Annotated in this window: 14 protein-coding genes; 7 read left to right on the top strand and 7 right to left on the bottom strand. The window is 69.3% G+C overall.

Annotated features, from left to right (window positions below):
• The first annotated feature begins 52 nt into the window (after window positions 1-52).
• Entirely contained in the window at window positions 53-1,753 is a 1,701-nt protein-coding gene (locus DES44_RS23635; protein WP_058937672.1) for a M14 family metallopeptidase, read from the top strand.
• Between the two features lie 96 nt (window positions 1,754-1,849).
• On the opposite strand, the gene ypfH is transcribed toward DES44_RS23635, so the two are convergent.
• The 4 genes from ypfH to DES44_RS23615 are packed head-to-tail and all read right to left on the bottom strand — an operon-like array spanning window position 1,850 to window position 5,813.
• Window positions 1,850-2,554 carry an esterase gene (gene ypfH, locus DES44_RS23630; RefSeq protein WP_058936897.1) on the bottom strand — a complete coding sequence of 235 codons (705 nt, stop codon included), beginning with the start codon at window positions 2,552-2,554 and terminating at the stop codon, window positions 1,850-1,852.
• Window positions 2,551-2,925: a thioredoxin family protein gene (locus tag DES44_RS23625; RefSeq protein WP_058936896.1), complete on the bottom strand. Its 375-nt coding sequence runs from the start codon at window positions 2,923-2,925 to the stop codon at window positions 2,551-2,553. The genes ypfH and DES44_RS23625 overlap by 4 nt, the downstream gene beginning before the upstream one ends.
• Window positions 2,926-2,940: 15 nt before the next feature.
• A complete protein-coding gene (locus tag DES44_RS23620) occupies window positions 2,941-5,106 on the bottom strand; it encodes a sensor histidine kinase (RefSeq protein WP_058936895.1) in 2,166 nt (721 codons plus the stop codon).
• On the bottom strand, window positions 5,103-5,813 hold the full coding sequence (locus DES44_RS23615) for a response regulator transcription factor (RefSeq protein WP_058936894.1): 711 nt from the start codon (window positions 5,811-5,813) through the stop codon (window positions 5,103-5,105). The genes DES44_RS23620 and DES44_RS23615 overlap by 4 nt, the downstream gene beginning before the upstream one ends.
• Before the next feature lie 161 nt (window positions 5,814-5,974).
• Here DES44_RS23615 and DES44_RS23610 point away from each other — a divergent pair, with 161 nt between their 5' ends.
• Window positions 5,975-7,501 carry an SPFH domain-containing protein gene (locus tag DES44_RS23610; RefSeq protein ID WP_083526131.1) on the top strand — a complete coding sequence of 509 codons (1,527 nt, stop codon included), beginning with the start codon at window positions 5,975-5,977 and terminating at the stop codon, window positions 7,499-7,501.
• 3 nt (window positions 7,502-7,504) lie between these two features.
• Window positions 7,505-9,136, top strand: coding sequence for an SH3 domain-containing protein (locus DES44_RS23605; RefSeq protein ID WP_058936893.1), 1,632 nt, complete (start codon window positions 7,505-7,507; stop codon window positions 9,134-9,136).
• 73 nt (window positions 9,137-9,209) lie between these two features.
• On the opposite strand, the gene DES44_RS23600 is transcribed toward DES44_RS23605, so the two are convergent.
• On the bottom strand, window positions 9,210-12,458 hold the full coding sequence (locus tag DES44_RS23600) for a PAS domain-containing hybrid sensor histidine kinase/response regulator (protein ID WP_058936892.1): 3,249 nt from the start codon (window positions 12,456-12,458) through the stop codon (window positions 9,210-9,212).
• Window positions 12,459-12,590: 132 nt separating this feature from the next.
• Window positions 12,591-13,454, bottom strand: a complete 864-nt coding sequence (pyrF, locus tag DES44_RS23595) for an orotidine-5'-phosphate decarboxylase (RefSeq protein ID WP_058936891.1) — start codon at window positions 13,452-13,454, stop codon at window positions 12,591-12,593.
• A 96-nt stretch (window positions 13,455-13,550) separates the two neighbouring features.
• Here pyrF and DES44_RS23590 point away from each other — a divergent pair, with 96 nt between their 5' ends.
• The 4 genes from DES44_RS23590 (at window position 13,551) to DES44_RS23575 (ending at window position 17,341) form a co-directional block, all read left to right on the top strand.
• Window positions 13,551-14,312 (top strand): GNAT family N-acetyltransferase, encoded by a 762-nt coding sequence (locus tag DES44_RS23590; RefSeq protein WP_058936890.1) that lies wholly within the window; start codon window positions 13,551-13,553, stop codon window positions 14,310-14,312.
• A gap of 107 nt (window positions 14,313-14,419) precedes the next feature.
• The gene (locus DES44_RS23585) at window positions 14,420-15,115 is read left to right on the top strand and encodes a winged helix-turn-helix domain-containing protein (protein ID WP_058937670.1); all 696 of its coding nucleotides are present in this window, start codon (window positions 14,420-14,422) and stop codon (window positions 15,113-15,115) included.
• On the top strand, window positions 15,115-16,434 hold the full coding sequence (locus DES44_RS23580; protein ID WP_058936889.1) for an ATP-binding protein: 1,320 nt from the start codon (window positions 15,115-15,117) through the stop codon (window positions 16,432-16,434). Before DES44_RS23585 ends, DES44_RS23580 begins: the two co-directional genes overlap by 1 nt.
• Window positions 16,435-16,771: 337 nt before the next feature.
• Complete coding sequence (locus DES44_RS23575; protein WP_058936888.1) at window positions 16,772-17,341, top strand: outer membrane beta-barrel protein; 570 nt, start codon at window positions 16,772-16,774, stop codon at window positions 17,339-17,341.
• Between the two features lie 264 nt (window positions 17,342-17,605).
• On the opposite strand, the gene DES44_RS23570 is transcribed toward DES44_RS23575, so the two are convergent.
• Window positions 17,606-17,797 carry a hypothetical protein gene (locus tag DES44_RS23570; RefSeq protein ID WP_058936887.1) on the bottom strand — a complete coding sequence of 64 codons (192 nt, stop codon included), beginning with the start codon at window positions 17,795-17,797 and terminating at the stop codon, window positions 17,606-17,608.
• Between the last annotated feature and the right edge of the window lie 17 nt (window positions 17,798-17,814).

The following is a 17,814-nucleotide window of genomic DNA, read 5'->3' as shown; positions in this document are numbered from 1 at the left end:
TTGGGGCCGGTCGGCACAATGCCTGGGTCGCTTTGACTGACCAGGGATGTCCATGACCGCATTGCCCACGCCCCGCTTCGACGAATTCCCCCGGCACGAAGCATTGACGGAGCTGTTGATGGCCTATGTGCAGGCGCGGCCCAACCTGGTGTCGGTGCGCTCCATCGGTCGCAGCCATGAGGGGCGGGACATCTGGGCCGTCATCATCACCAACACGGCCACCGGCGCCGATGTGGACAAACCGGCCTTCTGGCTGGACGGCAACATCCACGCCGCCGAGCTGACCGCCTGCACCGCCTGCCTCTACTACCTGCATCATCTGGTCAGCCACTACGGCCAGGATGCGCAGGTGACCCGGTTGCTGGACACCCGCACCATCTACCTCGTGCCGCGGCTGAACCCCGACGGCGCCGAGCTGGCCCTGGCGGATCGCCCCCGGCACATCCGGTCGTCCACACGGCCCTATCCCTATGACGAGCCACCGGTGGAGGGCCTGACCCTGGAGGACATCGACGGCGACGGCCGCATCCTCACCATGCGGGTGCGGGATCCGCATGGCGGCTTCAAGAAGCATCCGCAGGAGCCGCGGCTGATGGTGCCGCGCGAGCCCGGTGAATTCGGCGGAGAGTACTACCGGCTGATGCCGGAAGGGCTGGTGCTCAACCACGACGGGCTGACGATCAAGGTCAACAAGGATGTCGAGGGCCTGGACCTGAACCGGAACTTTCCGGCCGGCTGGCGGCAGGAATTCGAGCAGCCGGGCGCTGGTCCGTATCCGGCCAGCGAGCCGGAAGTGCGGGCCATGATGGACTTCATGGTGAGCCATCCCAACATCGGCGCGGCCATCAGCTTTCACACCTACAGCGGCGTGATCCTGCGTCCTTGCAGCACCCGCTCGGACGATGACATGCCGCCCGAGGACCTCTGGGCCTACCAGCGCTTCTCGGCCCTCGGCGAAAAGCACACCGGCTATCCGGTCGTGAGCATCTGGCACGAGTTCAAGTACCACCCCAAGGAAGTGGTGACCGGCACGCAGGACTGGGTCTACGAGCACCTGGGCGCGCTGTTCTGGGTGGTGGAGCTGTGGTCGCCCAACAAGGAAGCGGGCGTGTCCGGCTACAAGTGGATCGACTGGTTCCGCGACCATCCGGTGGAGGACGATCTCAAGCTCCTGAAGTGGAGCGACGAGGCCTGCAACGGGCAGGCCCATGTCGACTGGAAGCCCTTCCTCCATCCGCAACTGGGCGAAGTGGAGATCGGTGGCTGGGACAAGATGAACTACTGGCGCAATCCGCCGCCGCACCTGCGCGAGCGGGAAGCGGCCCGGTTCCCGGCGTGGATGATGCAGATCGCGCTCAGCCTGCCCAAGCTGGAGCTGCTGCGCACGGAAGTACGGGCGCTGGGGCCGGACACCTGGCGGGTGCGGCTGGCGGTGGCCAACAGCGGCTGGCTGCCGGCCTATGTGACCAAGCAGGCGCTGAACCGAAAGCAGGTGCGGGGGGTGATGTTCGAGATCTTCCTGCCCGAGGACCCGGCGGTGAGTCTGGTCAGTGGCAAGCCGCGCATGGAAGGCCCGCAGCTGGAGGGCCATGCGCCGCAGCAGTCGCAACTGTCCTTCCTGCCGGAGCTGGACATCACTGGCGACCGCGCGGTGGCGGAGTGGGTGGTGCGCGCACCGCAAGGCACGCGGCTGCAACTGGTGGCCAGCGCCGAACGTGCGGGAACGGTGCGGACTGAAGTGACGCTGGACTGAGGCAGTCGTCCGGACGGTCATGCGCAGCGGTCATGCCGAGCGGTGACACCGAGCGGTCATGCCGAGCGGTGACACCGAGCGCTGGGGCCGCCGCGTTCAGTGTCTCGGTTCGGTCTTGTCCTGCTCCGCGGCGGTCAGGACTGCCTCGCGCCACAGGCGTGCCGGGATGAAGGTGCGCAGCTGCTCCATCGCCCGATCGATCAACTGCGGATGCAGCTCATGGCCCACATGGGGCAACACGTCCGCAGTGATGTCCGCGCCCAGCGACACCAGCTCCTGCGCGGCGCTCAGCAGCGGCGGATAAGGCAGCTCGGTGTCGTCCTTGCCATGCAGCAGGTGGATGCAGACGTCCTGCGGCGCATGCTGCGGCCAGTAGGCATAACCGCCGGCAAAGGCCAGCACCCGGCCGGCCAGCGCCTCTTCCTGCTGCAGCGCTTCCAGCGCCAGCATCGCACCCTGCGAAAACCCGCCCAGCGCCACCCGGTCCCAGGTCAGCGACAGCTTCTCCGCCCACTGGCGCACCAAGGCCACCAGCGACGGCACGGCCGCGGAGAGTTGCAAAGCCCGCAGCGTTTCATCTCCGCGTTCGGAGAACCACTGGAATCCGGCGCCGCCGCCCGGAATGCCCTCAAAAGGCTGGAAACCGTTGGGCATCACCAGGGCCGCGCGCGGATACTGGCGATGCAGCGCCTCGGCCAGCGGGCGCATCTGTTCACCGTCCGCGCCGGCGCCATGCAGCAGCACAAACAGCAGTTCCGGGGGGCCGTCCTGGGGGACCAGGACATGGGCAGTCTGAGTCATGGGCGGATTGTCGCGCGATCGCCTGGCCCTTGCTCGTGTCCGTCAATCGCCAGCAGGGCGCGCCGGATCTCATCCGCGCTGGTGGGGCGCACCAGGCGCTGCACTTCCTGGCCGCCCTTCATGAAGATCAGCGTCGGCCAGAGCTTGACCTTGAACGAGCGTCCCAGCGCCTGACCCTTGCCATCTTCCACCTTGATGTGGCGAACGTCCGGATGGCCGCCCTCGAAGGCGGACTCCAGCAGCGCCTGGGCGCTCAGGCAGTGCGGGCACCAGGGCGCGCCAAACTCCACCAGCACGGGGCCTTCCTGCGACAGGGTGTCCACCGCATCGCGCAGCGGCTCGGTCAGGGCGTAATGAGGATTCATCGGCATGGCTTCTCCTTGGCATCAGACGGGCGCGCTCACGGTGCGCAATCCCAGCTCGAACACCACCCCGTCCGGCAGGTTGCGCGCCTGCAAGGTGCCGTCCATCTTGGACAGGTAGGTCTTGGCCACGAAGAGACCCTGACCGCGGCGCTCCCCACCCGGCTGCGGCTCGGCATCGGACACGCCGTATTCAAACACCTTGTCCAGCAGCGCGGCGTCGATCTGCGGCCCCTGGTTGCGGATGGCCAGCACCACGGTGGCGTCCTCACCGGCATGAAGGCTCAGGGCAATGGCGGTGCCGTGCACGCGATAACGCTGCGCATTGCGCAGGATGTGGGTGACCGCATCTTCCAGCGCATAGGCCTCCGCACGTACCCATTGCGGACCGGGCAACTGCGATTCGAACTGCACGGCCTCGATGCCCGCATAGTGGGCATTGGCGGCCACGTCCTCGCAAAAGGCCACCAGGTCCAGGGCCTCGGGATGCAGGTCGGCGCCCGCCAGGGCCTCGCTGGGCGATGCACTGCCATACAGCACCTTCACCGCCTGCTGCATCCGCTGGACATACCGGTGGCTCGGATCGTCCGGCGCGCCATGCAGCAGCATCAGCGACTGCAGCGGCGACATGATCTCGTGCCCCACCGCATGCCACATGTCGCGCTCCCGCTCGGCGCGCAACTGCTCACGGCGAAGGCCGTCCTTCACCCGCTGCAGCAGGTCGGACAGGCTGCCGGCCAGAATGCCCAGCTCGTCGCTGCCGCGCAGGTCGGTCACGTCCAGCTCGCCGATGCGGGCGTCGGCCCGTGCATCCTGCATGTTGTAGCTGACCGCGGCGGCGCGGCGCGTGAGCACCGCAATGCGCCGGATCAGCCCCAGCTCCACCAGCAGCCACGCCATCGCGATGGCCGCCAGCATGGCCGCGGCCAGCCAGGCCAGCGGGCGGGCTTCCAGGGCCAGTTGCCGGTCCAGGCTGCGCAGGTCCCCCCGCAGCGTCAACTGGTAGCGGCCGCTCGGCGCGGTGACCACGTCGCGGGCCTGCAGCCAGCGGCCCGCCTCGGCGTCCATGCCCTCCACCGGCAACTGGCGGATCAGGTGGATGAGCCAGGGCACGGCCTGCTCGGGCAGATCCGGGCCGCGGCGCTCGGCGATCGTCTGGGGTGCCTTGAGACGGTTGTTGGGCAGGCGGTCGATGCGCAGGGTCTCGCCCGGCTGCAGCCCCGCGCCCAGCCGGTCCAGGGACAGGGCCAGGGATGCGCCTGGGCGGGCGCTGTCAAACAGCACCGGGGGAGGGCGGGTGTCGTCGCTGGAGGGGCCGAGCAGCTCCACCCGCACCCGTGTCCGGGCCAGGTCCGCCGGCGGCCACACCGGAGGGCTGCGCTCGAACAGCGATTCCCGCCAGGCTTCGACCGGCAAGCGGATTGCATAAAACGCGCGGCGTGCACAGTCGCCGCCGGAGGCCGCGGGCTCGCCCTCCACACAGGGCCCTTCGCGCCACAGCCAGCCCCGGAATTCCCGGACCGGGCGTGACTGCCGCTCGAGCACGGGCCCGGTCTCGACGAACCCGGCCAGGCGACCGCGCTGGCTGCCCGCGCTGCCCGCTCCGTTGGTGGCCATCGCCTCGAAGGGGGCGATCCAGGTCTCCCCGCCGCCGGGCACTGACAAGGTGACCCGGGCGCGGTGCACCTGACGGATGTCCAGCGCACCTCGCTCCCGGCCCGACAGCAGCGGCAGGTCCAGACCCCCCACCACATACACAAAGCTACCGGCAAAGGCATTGGAGCCAATCGCCACGCACAAACTCGCGCCGTCAGGCCAGCGCAGGCCGCAGCCGGCCATCTCCACCGCCCGCTGGGCTTTGTTCTGGTCGTCGAAGTCGATGGCGGAATAGGGCAGCATCACCGGCGTCTGGCCGGCGGCGTCGCCCGTGCCCATTTCCGGATTCAGCAGTGCCAGCTGGCCGCTGGGATGCCGCAGTTGCAGCACGATCTCCGACAGCGACTGGCGGAAGCCCTGCGCATACCGCTGGTAGCTGCGTTGCTTCTGGTCCTTGAGCACGGTGAGCACCAGCAGCACCGTGGCCACTGCCAGCAGCAGGAAGGCCAGATGCACCACCAGCCGTCGGCGGAAGGCCGCCAGGCCCAGGCGCGGCACAGCCAGGGCCGGCAGCTCGACGGGGCCGAGTCTCATCGCGGACCGGACCAGCGGAAGCCGCGCATCGGCACGTTCTCGATGGCGTCGAAGCCGGGGTCCACTTCGCGCAGCGCTTCCCGCAGCGTCGAGACATGCTTGCGCACGTTGTCGCGGGTGCGGCCACTCTTGACCACGTCATACAGCTCTTCGTAGGACACCACCTGCGGCGCGCGCTGATGCAGCGTGGCCAGGATGCGCTGCGCGGTCAGCGGCAGGTTGATGCGCTGGCCCCGCCACAGCGGACTGCGCTGCCACAGCGGATCGAGCTGCAGCGCTTCCGGGGCGCTGTCCACCGGCGCGGCATCCGGCCGGGCGCGGGCGGCGCGCAGGATGTCCAGGAAGGTGTCGGTGAACTCGGCTTCGTCGAAGCTGGTCTTTTGCAGGTAATCCCAGGCGTCCAGGGCCTTCATGATGCCCCGGTAGATGGCCGCCGGCATGGCCGACACCACCAGCACCGGCGTGCCTGCATTGAGCTTGTTGAGCGCATTGATCAGCGCCACGCCGGCATGGCGCTCGCGGCCGAGCTCGATGTCCAGCACCACCATGTCGTAGGCCTCGCGGGCGAGGGCGGCCTCGGCCGAGTCGCGGTCGAACCACTGGTCGACCTGCAGTTCAGGGCGGGCGGCCCGGATCCAGCCGGCCAGTTGCTCGCTGGTGGGGCGGTCGTCCTCGATCACCGCCACCCGGTTCTTGGGATGTGCCATGGGGTCGGATTATCAGCAGGCCCGGCAGGGCCCGGCGTGAAGGTTTCTTCCGGGGTGTGAACACATGTGCCGGCGGCTGCATTGAGCCTTCCGCGGTGTCTGCGGACCATGACGGACATCAACCACAGCCCCGAATGACCGGGGCGATCCCGGAGGACCTCATGACCCAGCCTGACCTGCCCGACTCGAAGCACCCGACCGCCGCCCCAAGCGGGGTTGCGTCCAGCGATACGGCGGCTTCCCGTTCATCCGACTCGACCGGCGGCACCGAGCAGGGCCGCAGCGATCAAGGCGGCCAGGCGGGGCCCTCGGCCCAACGTGCCGCGTTGGCCCAGGGGGTGAAGCGGCTGGGCGAATCGCTGTCCGGCGCATTCGGTAAGGTGTCGAACGCCGTGTTCAAGAGGACTGCCCGTCAGGGCGCTGGTGGACGCGCCGCAGGCTTTGCTGGCTCTGCCGGCGGACAGTCGTCTGGGGAAGGCTTGCGCCGCGTCGGCCGCGGCCTGCTGCGCTGTGCGCCGTGGATGCTGGGTGTCACCGCCGTGGCCGCTGCCATCGGCCTGCTGGTGGCCCATCCGCCGGCCCACGAGGTGCCGCGCGGCGAAGTGAGCGTGCGTCAGAACCTGCTCACCGGCAGCGTCGTGGAAGCCCGCAGCGGCACGCTGCTGGTGGTGCCGGGCCTGCACACGGTGCGGGACCTGCCGCTGCGCGACCGCAGCTACCAGCCCACCCGTTTTGCCCGTGCCGACGGGGAAGCGCCGCTGCAGTCGCTGGAAGGCCTCTCCCTGGGCCTGGACCTGACGGTGCGCTGGGCGCTGGACAGCAGCCGCATGGCCGCCCTGGCGAGCAGCCTGCCGGATGACATCGAAGGCGAGGTCATCGCCCCGGCGCTGCAGGGCATCGTCTACCGGCAGATCGCCACCCACACGGTGCGGGAGATCTTCTCCACCCAGCGCGGCCCCATCCAGCAGGCGTTGGAAGCGGAACTGCGCAGCAAGCTGGCGGCGGACGGCATCGTGCTGCGCAGCGTGCAGATCGGCAATGTGGACCTGCCGCAGGACTACCGCACCGGCCTGGAGACGCTGCTGTCCGAAGGCCTGGCCAGCGAGAAGATGCGCTACACGCTGGAGCTGCAGGAAAAGAAGGTGCGCCAGACCGAGCTGGAAGCCGCTGCCGACAAGGTGCGCCGCGAGACTGCCGCGGAGGCGGCCGCCCGTGAGCAGGTCATTGCGGCCCGCGGCCAGGAAGAGGCGATGAAACACGTGCTGCCGTTCAAGCAGCGTCAGGTGGAGCAGCGCCAGCTGGAGGCCGAGGCCGACCGGGTGTCCCGCATCCGCATGGCCGAAGGTGCGGCGCAGGCTCGCAGCATCGAGGCGGACGGCGAAGCCAAGGCCCGCGAAAAGCTGGCCGATGCCGAAGCCTATCGGCAGACCCGCATCGGCAAGGTGGCGGTGGAGCAGATGGCGGCGGAAGGGGCGCTGCTGAGCCGCCATCCGCTGCTGATCCAGAAGGCGATGGCGGACAAGCTCTCCGACAAGGTGCAGGTGATCATTGCGCCGCCGCCGTCCGATGGCGGCTTCATCGGCAAGACGCTGCTGGGCAGCCGGGAGACCGGTCAAAACGCAGCAGCGGGCGCATCCGCCGATGGTGCCCAGACCGCCGCCGCGCGCACGCAACAGGAGCAGGAGTAAGCCATGCGTCCGATGCTGTGGACGGCCGGCGTGGCCGTGGTGGGGGCTTTGGTGCTGACGCTGTCGTCGCAAGCGCAGGCCGCAACGGCCCTGGTGGTGCAGGACAACGTGGCGCTGCGGGCGGCGGCCAAGGACTCGGCGCCGGTGCAGGCGCAACTGGCGCGCGGCGAAGCGCTGGAAATCCGCGGTGAACGCATGGACCACTTCCAGGTCTACGACTACCGCCGCGAGCGCGGCGGCTTTGTCCGCAAGAGCCAGCTGCTGCCGCTGGACGGCCCCGCCGGGGAACCGGCGTCCCTGCTGGCTGCGCTGCGCCTGGTGCGTCAGCAGCCCGGCGCCGAATCGCTGGGCCTGGGCCTGGCGGCCGCCTATGTGCAGGCCGCCACCGCGCAGCAGATGAATGGCGCCACTGGCGTGGAGGTGCTGGATGCGATGGCCACGCTCTCGGAGCGCCTGGCCGACCGTGCGTCCCGCAACACCCCGCGGCCGGACGGCTCGCCGTCGCCAGCCGATGTGCAGGTGGCCGCGCAGCTGGATGTGGCGGCGCGTTATGGCATCCGGTTTCGCACGCTGGAGCGGGAATCCGGCGTGGTGCAGCTTTGTTATGACGGCGAAGCCTTTCGCCGGGTGCTGGCCATGCCGGCGGCCACGGCCGAGCAGCAGGCCCGCGCGGCACTCGCCCTGACACGGGCGGACTGCATGGCACCGGCCACCACGCCCGCCCAGCGCGAGCCCATGGAGCAGTGGCGTGCCGACGTGCTGGATAAGGTCGAGCTGCGCGCGCTGGCGCCCTACTGGAAGAATCGCGTGCTGATGCGTCAGGTGGCGGTGTGGAGCAGTCTGGCGGATGTCCGCGCGCGTCGGGCCCAGATGACTGCCACCAACATCGCGCAGCCCCCGACCCCGAGCGCCCAGCAGGCCAGCGCACAGACCAGCGCACAGACCAGCACGCAGACCAGCACGCAGACCAGCGCACAGATGGTGCCCCAGCCCGGCCCGGTGCCTCAGGAAGCGGCAGCGCGGGCCTTGTCCGCCTTTGCCCTCATCCAGCCTTCCGACCTGGCCGATGACGACCAGGCCGCCTTCAACGAGGCCGTGATGCGCGGCAATGCGGCTCGTTGGCTGGCGCTGCCACCAGCGGCTGGTGAACAGACCCTGGCGGGACTGCGCCTGACGGTGCAGCCGGGTCAACCGGGTGAGACCTGCCTGACCCTCAGCGCGGTCGGCGGCCGAGACACGCTGCTGCGCCACTGTGGATGGGGTCTGGTCGCCGCCTCGTCGGCGCGGGTCAATCGCGAAGGCACGGCGGTGGCGCTGGCGTCGGTGCCGACCGACGGCTGGCGGGAACTCTGGCTGCTGCGCAAGACCGCACAGGGCTGGCGTCTGACGGTGCTGCCGCCGGTCGCCGCCCAGCCGGGCATCGGCTATGCAGAACTGGCCGGATTCGCCCCGGGTGGCAAGGAGATGCTGGTGGCCCGGGAAGCCCGTGCCGAAGGCCGCTACCGCCGCAGCTATGAGGTGGTGGACCTGGACTCGCTGGAGACGCGTCGCCAGGCGCCGGACCCCTCGCTGCTCGGCGCCTTCCAGCGCTGGCAGGCACCGGACTGGAAGGCCGCCAGTCTCAGCCTGCGCTGAGCGGTTCCGAATCCGGGTGGGGCCGTGCGGAGCCGGTGGGAGCCGCGCCAGCGTCGGGCCCCGTCGGCCGCCCTCAGGAGCAGGTCAACCCCACCAGCACTTCCCGCAGGCGCTGCGCATCGATCGGCTTGGTGAGGAACTCATTCATGCCCGCGGCCAGCGCCTCGTCCCGTTCCTGCGTCAGGGCCGCGGCGGTGAGCGCGATGATGGGCAACTCGCGGGCATTGAAGCGCCGCCGCAGCTCGCGGGTCGCTTCATGGCCGCCCATCACCGGCATCTGCACATCCATCAGCACCGCATCAAACGGCCGGCCCATGCTGGCAGCGGCATGGACCGCCTCCACCGCCTGTCGGCCATCGCTGGCCTGGGACACCTCCGCCCCCCACTGCTCCAGCATCGCCACCGCGATCAGCATGTTCACCGGGTTGTCCTCCACCATCAGCACGCGGCATCCCTTCAGTGCAGGCATCTGGACCGACTCCCGGGGCGGGCTCATCGGCGCCGGTGCGGCCGGCAGCGGCAGCTCGGCCCAGAAGGTGGCGCCCTCGCCGGGGCGGCTGATCACGCCCACGCGGCCGCCCATCAGCTCGGCCAGTTCGCGGCAGATCGACAGGCCCAGGCCCGTGCCGCCGTAGCGGCGGGTGGTGGATTCATCGGCCTGGGTGAAGGGCTGGAACAGTCGCTCCTGCATGGCCAGGTCGATGCCCGGGCCGGAATCGCTCACCTCGATGCGGAGCCGTCCCGCATCCAGGCTTTTCACCCGCACGCTGACGCTGCCCTGGTCGGTGAACTTCAGCGCATTGCTCAGGTAGTTGCCCAGGATCTGCCGAGTGCGGACCGGGTCCCCGAAGACCCAGGCCGGCACCGCTTCGTCCACCGCCACGCTGAAGGTCAGGCCCCGTGCCTGCGCCAGCGTGAGGTAGCCCATGCGCAGCGTCGAGAGCATCTCGCGCAGGGCGAAGGGGACGGTCTCCAGCGTCAGCCGTCCCGCCTCGATCTTGGACAGGTCCAGGATGTCGGACATCAGGCCGGACAGGCTCTCCGCGCTGTCCAGCATCTGGTTGAGGTAGTGGCTGCGGGTGTCCGGGTCCAGGTCCGACTGCTGCAGCAGCCGGGCCAGCCCGACCAGGCCGTTGAGCGGCGTGCGGATCTCGTGGCTGATGTTGGCCAGGAAGGCGCTCTTGGCTCGGTTGGCGGCCTGGGCTTCGTCCTTGGCCTGCGCCAGCGCCGCCTCGACCCGGCGCCGCTCGGTCACGTCTTCCATGATCCAGATGGTGCCGCCGCGGCTGGGGTGCGTGGGATCGACGGCGCGGGCCAGGATGCGGCACAGGAAGCGGCTGCCATCACGGCGACGCATGAGCCGCTCCACCTCCACCTGCTCGCCGGCGGCCAGGCGCGGACCGAATTCCCGCACGAAGCTGCCGCCGTCCTCGGTGCTGGGCCACACCACGCTGTCGGGCTGGCCGACCAGGGTGAGGGAGGTCCAGCCGAACATCTCGTCGGCCAGACGGTTGGCCTGCACAAAGCGCTGGTCGCGTGTCAGGGCAATACCGATGGATGCGTTCTCCAGAATCGCCGCATGGACCAGCCGGGTGCGTTCCGACTCGGTCACGTCCCGCGAGCTCACCACGAAGTAGGTCACGCCGTCCATCACGAAGGGCGCGGCCGACATCAGCATCGGCACCACATGGCCGGTGCGGGTGACGAAGTTGGCCGGCACGTCGTTCAGCCGGCCGTGCAGCTGCAGCATCTCCACCAGCCGGGCCCGGTCCTGCGGGTCCTGCCAGATGCCGATCTCCTCGGTGCTGCGGCCCAGCACCTCGTCACTGGTGTAGCCGGTCAGCCGCTCGAAGGTCTTGTTGACCATCACATAGCGGCCGGTGGCCGCCTCGGTCAGCGTGACCACGTCCGGGCTGGTGGCGAAGAGGTGGGACAGCAGCGCCTCGGAGCGGCGCAGCGCTTCCTGCGCGCGCGACGCTTCGGTCTGGTCGATGAAGAAGGACAGCGTGGCGGGGCCGCTGGCGGCGTCCACCCGCACGCTGGTGGCCTGCACCAGCCGGCGCCGACGCGACAGCGTCCGCAGCCGGAATTCCATCATCGGCAGCATGGCGCCGACCGGCATGGATTCGATCTTGGTGGCGCGCTGCCGGCCTAGTTCCTCGTCGCCCGGCTCGTAATGGGAGAACAGGTCCTGCCCGATCATGCTGGAGCGCTGGGTGTAGCCGAACATCGCCATGGCGGCGGGGTTGGCATCCAGTACCCGTCCCCAGCGGTGCAGCACCAGCGGCGATGGCGAGCGGCGGAACAGCTCGCGGTAGCGGGTCTCGGTGGCGAGCATGGCCTGCTCGGTCTGCACCTCGTCGGTCACGTCGCGGCCCACGCCCCAGTAGCCGCGGAAGTTGCCCTTGGCGTCGAACCGCGGTTCGCCGCTGACGGAGACATAGCGCGGGCTGCCGTCCTCGCCGGTGCGCCGGGCCATCAGGGAGCGGAAGGGGCGATGGGATTCGAGGTCGGCCCGGTGGGCGTCCAGGTCCTCGTCGGACAGGCCCAGGTTGTCGATGTCCCAGGGCGCGCGACCCAGGCGGCTGCCCAGCGAGAGTCCCGATGCGCCCGGCTGGCGCTCGGCCAGATGGGTGAAGTGGTACTGGCGATCCATCTCCCAGTACCAGTCGGCCGCCATGGTCAGCAGATGCCGGAAACGCGCGTGCCGGTCGTTGACTTCCTGCAGGGTGCGGCGGATGAGCCGCGAGGTGCCCAGACCCACCACCAGGCCGGTGAGCAGCAGGATGCCCTGGGTCAGCAGCCGGCTTTCGAGGCTGGTGACCGGCGTGGTGGCCAGCAGCCAGCCGCCCAGCTCGGCCGAGGCCAGCCCGCCCAGGATGGCCACGCCCAGGCCGAAGATGGTCAGGCCGGCTTCCAGGCCGATGGTGGCGGTGGCCAGGGCCACCATCAGCCCCATCACGCCCAGCGCCTGCGACCCCAGGCCCTGGTGACGCGACACCGCCACCGACAGCGCCACAGCCAGCGTCAGCGACAGCATCAGCAGCATGGCCGCCGGCACCCGCTGCGGGGGCAGGCGCCACAGCAGCAGCAGGCCCACGCCGGTGGTCGTCAGGGCCACCAGGGGCGGCAGCAGGCCGGACCAGGGTTCCACCGGCTGGATGCTGAAGGCCAGCAGCAGTCCGGCCAGGGCTGACAGCACCACGCACGCGGCAATGAACAGCCGCGCCGCGCGCCATTGCAGTGCGGTCGGCAGGCGGTCGCCCTGCGACAGCTCCTGTCCGACCAGACTGCTCAGATCATCCTGGGAATCCTTGCTCACCCTTGTCGTCCAACTTTGTTGTTCCGGACGTGTGACGTCCGGTTACGAAGTCTCGACGACGCGCGAGGAAACTGGATCGGGGCCGAACCCCGAAAACCACGCTCAGGTGTGCGCGCTGCGTGTTTCCGCGAATTAGTTGGCGCTCGCCTTGCTGGCGGTGCCGACCGGGGAGGCCGGGCGCAGCGATTCCCGCGTCGCCTGCGCGACGCGGCGGGCCGCGGCCGCGAAGTCCTCGCCCGAGGAGGCATACAGCACCGCCCGTGACGAATTCACGATGACCGTGCCACCGCCCTGGGCGACCCGCCAGCCGGCGGCCACCGTGGCCTGCGCATCGCCGCCCTGAGCGCCAACACCCGGCACCAGCAGCGGCAGGCTGGGCGCCAGGGCCCGGACCCGTTCGATTTCCTGCGGATAGGTGGCGCCCACGACCAGGCCAAGCTGGCCGTTGAGGTTCCAGTCGCCCTGGGCCAGGCGGGCCAGATGTTCAAAGAGGCGCGGCTGGCCGGGCTGGTCGGCCAGCCGCTGCATCTGCCAGTCGTCGCCGCCGGGGTTGGAGGTGCGGCACAGCAGGAAGGCGCCCTTGTCCGGGTAGCGCAGGTAGGGTTCGATGCTGTCGCGGCCCATGAAGGGCGAGAGGGTGACGGCATCGGCCTGGTAACGCTCGAAGGCTTCGCGGGCGTATTGCTCGGCGGTGGCGCCGATGTCGCCGCGCTTGGCGTCCAGGATGACCGGCACATGGGGCGCGGTGCGCTTCATGTGGGCCATCAGCTGTTCCAGCTGGTCTTCGGCGCGGTGGGCGGCGAAGTAGGCGATCTGCGGCTTGAAGGCGCTCACCAGATCCTTGGTGGCGTCCACGATGGCAGCGCAGAAGTCGTAGATGCGGCCCGCGTCGCCCTTCCAGTGGGTCGGAAACTTGGCCGGATCGGGGTCCAGGCCGACGCACAGCAGCGAATCGTTCAGGCGCTCAGCCGCGCGCAGTTGGTCCAGGAAGTTCATGGGCACTATTGTGCCTGCACCGTCGTCGGGATCGCCACCGGGGCGCCGGCCGGGGAATTCGGGGATGATGGGCGCTGATCGACCTGGGGAGAGGGCATGGAGGTCTTGAGGACGGCGCGGCTGCGCCTGCGCTGGTTTGCCGAAGCGGATGCACCGCAGGTGCTGGCGCTGCTGAACGATCCGGGCTGGATCGCCAACATCTACGACGCCGAAGTCCGCACTGAAGCGCAGGCGGTGGACTGGCTGAAGCAGCGCCTGCTGACCCGCTACTGGCATCTCGGCTATGGGTTCTGGGCCGTGGAGCGGCTGGAAGACGGCGAGTTCCTCGGACTGTGCGGCGTGATCAAGCGCGATGGACTGGACCACCCCGACATCGGCTATGGGTTTCTCTCCCGCCACTGGGGGCAGGGCTACGCCCGGGAAGCCGCGGCGGCCACCTTCGCCTACTGCCGCGAGGTGCTGGGCATGCACCGGGTAATGGGCACGACCGGCCCGGAGAACCTGGCCTCGGGCCGGGTGCTGCTGGCCATCGGCCTGGACGACCGGGGGGTGCAGCAGACGCAGGCCCATGAAGGGCTGTCCCGCGTGTTCGAATGGACCGACGACCATCCGGTGGATGCGGCGGCCGACATTGCCGCCCTGCGGGCCCGCTGGCGTGATGCGCTGACCCGGGCAGACCGCCTGTGCACCTTCAGCGCCTGTGTCACGCCCGAGGTGTCCGCCCGGTGGGTGACCGGCAGGGAGGACTTCTCCGCGGCGGCCTACCGGGCGCTGGTGCAACAGCATGCAGCGCTGGCGGACGATGTGGGGCTGCGGGCGGTGCCAACCCCCCTGGGATGGCGGCTGCATCTGCCCTGATCGGCTTGCGCCCGATACGTCCCCCCAGCGTCGCCCGCCTCGCCCCCACATCGTTCCGCATCGCCCGTCGCAGGCACGGTTTCGCCAGCTCGCCTATGCTTGCGGCCATGGATGCCGTAGCCCGTATATTGCTGATTGAAGATGATGAACGACTGGCCCAACTGGTGGCCGATGCCCTGCGCAAATCCGCCTATGCGGTGACCATCAGCGGTGATGGCCTGGCCGGTGAGGCGCTGGCGCGGCAGGAGAGCTTCGACCTGATCCTGCTGGACGGCCACCTGCCGGGCAAGGACGGCTTCGACGTGCTGCGCGACCTGCGCCGGGACTACACCGGCCGCATCGTCATGCTGACCGCTCGCGACGACGACATCGACCAGGTGCTGGGCCTGGAAGGCGGCGCGGACGACTACATCACCAAGCCGGTCGCCCCTCGGGTGCTGCTGGCCCGCATCAAGGCGCTGCTGCGCCGCGATGCCGCACCGGCGGCGCATCCGGTCGGCGAGGCGCTGCACTTCGGGCCCCTGACGCTGCTGCCGCAGTCCCGCGAGCTGCGGCTCAACGGCGAGCCCGTGCCCCTGACCACCGCCGAATACGAACTGCTGACCTTCCTGGCCCAGCGCGCCGGCCAGGTGGTCAGCCGCGACGACATCATGCAAAGCCTGCGCGGCCTGGAATTCGACGGCCTGGATCGGGCCATCGACGCCCGCATCTCCCGCCTGCGCAAGAAGATCGGCGACGACGCCCATTCCCCCACACGCATCAAGACGGTTCGCGGGCAGGGTTATCTGTTCGCCATCGATTGATGGCTGCGCTGACGCTGCGCGCCTCGCTGCTGCGGATTGCGCTGGGCCTGGGGCTGGCGGTGCTGGCCCTGGCGCTGCTGGTGGAAGGCCTGGTGCTGGTGGGCGCCTCGGAGGTGACCGACAACTACGTGCGCAGCTTCATGCGCGGCACGGTGGACCTGCTGGTGCGGGACCTGGCGCCGCTGGACCCGCCCGCTCGTCGCGAACGGGTGAAGGAGCTGGATGCCCAGTTCGACTATCCGGTACGCCTGATTCCCGTGGAAGAGAGCCGCCTGTCCGCCGAGCAGCGACGCAAGCTGGGCCGGGGCGAGGTGATCGTCACCGGCTTCAACCGGCGGATCTATGCCGCCATGCCGGGCGAGCCGGACCAGTTGCTGCTGCTGGGCCCGCTGGACTCGCGTCGTGGCGGTGAGCTGCCCAAGGAACTCGCATCGCAACTGGCGGTGGCGGTGGTGCTGGCGCTGGCCGTGGCGGTGCTGGCGTGGTGGCAGTTGCGTCCCTTGTGGCGGGACCTGCGCGGCCTGCAGCGCGCGGCCGAGCGGCTGAGTGCCGGCCGGCTCGATACCGAATTGCCGGTGCTGCAAAGCCGCCTCTTTGCACCCGTGGTGGTGGCCAGTCGCGCCATGCTGGAGCGGCTGGCGGCGGCCATGGCCACGCAGCGCGAGGTGACCGGCGCCATCTCGCACGAGCTGCGCACGCCACTGGCGCGGCTGCGATTTGCCATCGATGCGCTGGTGGACGAAGAGGACCGCGAGGCTCGCGAGCAAGCGGTGCAGGCCTGCGAGCGTGACATCGATGAACTGGACACCCTGATCGATGCGAGCCTCACCGCAGCCCGCATGGACATGGGGGCCATGCAGCCGACCTTCATCCGCGGCGACCTGGGCGCGTTGCTGACCCAGGAGGCGCGGTCCCTGGAGCCGTTGATGGACGGCAAGCTGCTGGAGATGGAGGTGCGGCTGCCCGACCTCGTGTCCTTCGATCCGAAGCTGGTGCCCTACGCGCTGCGCAACGGACTGCGCAATGCGGCGCGCCATGCGCGTTCGCGGGTGCATCTGTCCGCATGGGTCGAGGCCGAGCAGTTGTGGATGGCCATCGATGACGATGGGGACGGCGTGCCACCGGCCCTGCGGGAGGCGGCGTTCGAGCCCTTCAAGCGGCTGGACAAGAACCCGCGCACCGGCACACGCGGTTTTGGTCTTGGCCTGTCCATCGTGCGGCATGTGGCGCAGGCCCATGGCGGTCAGGCGCGGCTGGGCGAGGCGCCGCGCTTGGGTGGGGCGCGGCTGTTGCTGCACTGGCCGGTGAATGGGCCCTGATTGGCGCTAACAGGCGCTCACTGGCGCTGCCCGGCGCTGCCCGGCGCTGCCCGGCGCTGAGCGGCCCTGTGCGTGCCCGGTAGGCTGAGGTCAGCCGAGCTGGGCGGCAGTGGTGCCAGGGCTTGCGTGAACATTCGCAAAGCGCCCTACCGCACACCGTCAACAACCGTCACAAACCCCCTCAACAGGCGCCACAGACAGGAGGGGCCCCGGTTCCCAGAATGAGGTCCATGTCGAACGCGAACCCCACCGGATCTCCCGGAGGCGCAGAACGACAGGAAACCCCGGCGCCGCGACGCATCTCGCGTCAAGCGCCCAGCTCTGAAGGAGAGTCCTCATGAACCGCAACAACAAGAACACCGTCGTGTCCCATGGCAAGAAGGCCGGCCTGCTGGCTGCTGCCGCTGTGGCGCTGACCCTGGGTTCGGGCCTGGCCATGGCTGCTGACACCCCCTACTACATCGGTGGCGACGTCGGTAAGGCGAGCCAGCGTGTCGACGGCAACTCCCAGAAGCGTTCCAGCGACAGCTACAGCATCTTCGGTGGCTACAAGCTGAACGAAAACTTCGCCGTGGAAGCCGCGTACACCGACCTGGGCAAGGTCGACTTCGGCGGCGTGACCGCCAAGAACAAGGTGTATTCGCTGGACGGTATTGCCCGCGCGCCGCTGGGCAACAACTTTGGCATCTACGGCAAGGTGGGTGTGGCCTACGCCCAGCGTGACTACTCCGCGGGCCTGGGTGACGAAGACAAGACCGGCCTGAAGCTGGGCGTGGGTGTGGACTATGCGCTGACGAAGAACGTGTCGCTGCGCGCCGAAGCCACCCGCTACAACAACATGCCGGACGCCAATGGCTTCAACAAGAAGGTGGACCGCCTGGGCGTGGGTCTGGCCTACCAGTTCTGATCCCCATCTGATCTGAGTACTGAGTACTGAGTTCTGATGCCCTGACCAGGCATCAGCCCGTCCGGACACGCTCCTGAGCGACGTTCCTCTCCCTCCCCCAATGCCGGACGGTGATGGGCGGTACCTCTCCCGAGGTACCGCCCTTTTTTACGTTCCGGCGAGGCCCGATGCGCGACGTCTGCTCATCGGTGGCTGGAGGTAGCCTGCTCGGTCAAGAAAAAGCCCGCTTGAAGCGGGCTTGCGGTCCTCAGCGGAGCATGAAGATTAAGGGTCTGCGATGTGCTTGCAGGAGGCGATGGTGCTGCGCGGCAGGCAGATTGAGATGGGCTTAAGCCCCATCGCTTCGTCCACCTGTGCTTCGAGCTCGGCTGGCGCGCGTTTGGCGTGAGCCTGGGTGGCTCCCAGCTGACCAGACTCCCAGGCTTCGATGGTGCCTCGGATCAACTTGTCGGACATAACGGACTCCCATCCGA

The sequence above is a fragment of the Roseateles depolymerans genome (assembly GCF_003387155.1).
GTDB lineage: Bacteria > Pseudomonadota > Gammaproteobacteria > Burkholderiales > Burkholderiaceae_C > Roseateles > Roseateles depolymerans.
The sequence above is the reverse complement of the archived record's forward strand: the minus strand, read 5'-3'. Positions and strand labels throughout refer to the sequence as shown.

Excerpts from the sequence above, each read along its gene's own strand:
- DES44_RS23635 (WP_058937672.1), top strand. The coding sequence starts at position 53 with ATGACCGCATTGCCCACGCCCCGCTTCGACGAATTCCCCCGGCACGAA.
- ypfH (WP_058936897.1), bottom strand. The coding sequence starts at position 2,554 with ATGACTCAGACTGCCCATGTCCTGGTCCCCCAGGACGGCCCCCCGGAA.
- DES44_RS23625 (WP_058936896.1), bottom strand. The coding sequence starts at position 2,925 with ATGCCGATGAATCCTCATTACGCCCTGACCGAGCCGCTGCGCGATGCG.
- DES44_RS23620 (WP_058936895.1), bottom strand. The coding sequence starts at position 5,106 with ATGAGACTCGGCCCCGTCGAGCTGCCGGCCCTGGCTGTGCCGCGCCTG.
- DES44_RS23615 (WP_058936894.1), bottom strand. The coding sequence starts at position 5,813 with ATGGCACATCCCAAGAACCGGGTGGCGGTGATCGAGGACGACCGCCCC.
- DES44_RS23610 (WP_083526131.1), top strand. The coding sequence starts at position 5,975 with ATGACCCAGCCTGACCTGCCCGACTCGAAGCACCCGACCGCCGCCCCA.
- DES44_RS23605 (WP_058936893.1), top strand. The coding sequence starts at position 7,505 with ATGCGTCCGATGCTGTGGACGGCCGGCGTGGCCGTGGTGGGGGCTTTG.
- pyrF (WP_058936891.1), bottom strand. The coding sequence starts at position 13,454 with ATGAACTTCCTGGACCAACTGCGCGCGGCTGAGCGCCTGAACGATTCG.
- DES44_RS23590 (WP_058936890.1), top strand. The coding sequence starts at position 13,551 with ATGGAGGTCTTGAGGACGGCGCGGCTGCGCCTGCGCTGGTTTGCCGAA.
- DES44_RS23585 (WP_058937670.1), top strand. The coding sequence starts at position 14,420 with ATGGATGCCGTAGCCCGTATATTGCTGATTGAAGATGATGAACGACTG.
- DES44_RS23580 (WP_058936889.1), top strand. The coding sequence starts at position 15,115 with ATGGCTGCGCTGACGCTGCGCGCCTCGCTGCTGCGGATTGCGCTGGGC.
- DES44_RS23575 (WP_058936888.1), top strand. The coding sequence starts at position 16,772 with ATGAACCGCAACAACAAGAACACCGTCGTGTCCCATGGCAAGAAGGCC.
- DES44_RS23570 (WP_058936887.1), bottom strand. The coding sequence starts at position 17,797 with ATGTCCGACAAGTTGATCCGAGGCACCATCGAAGCCTGGGAGTCTGGT.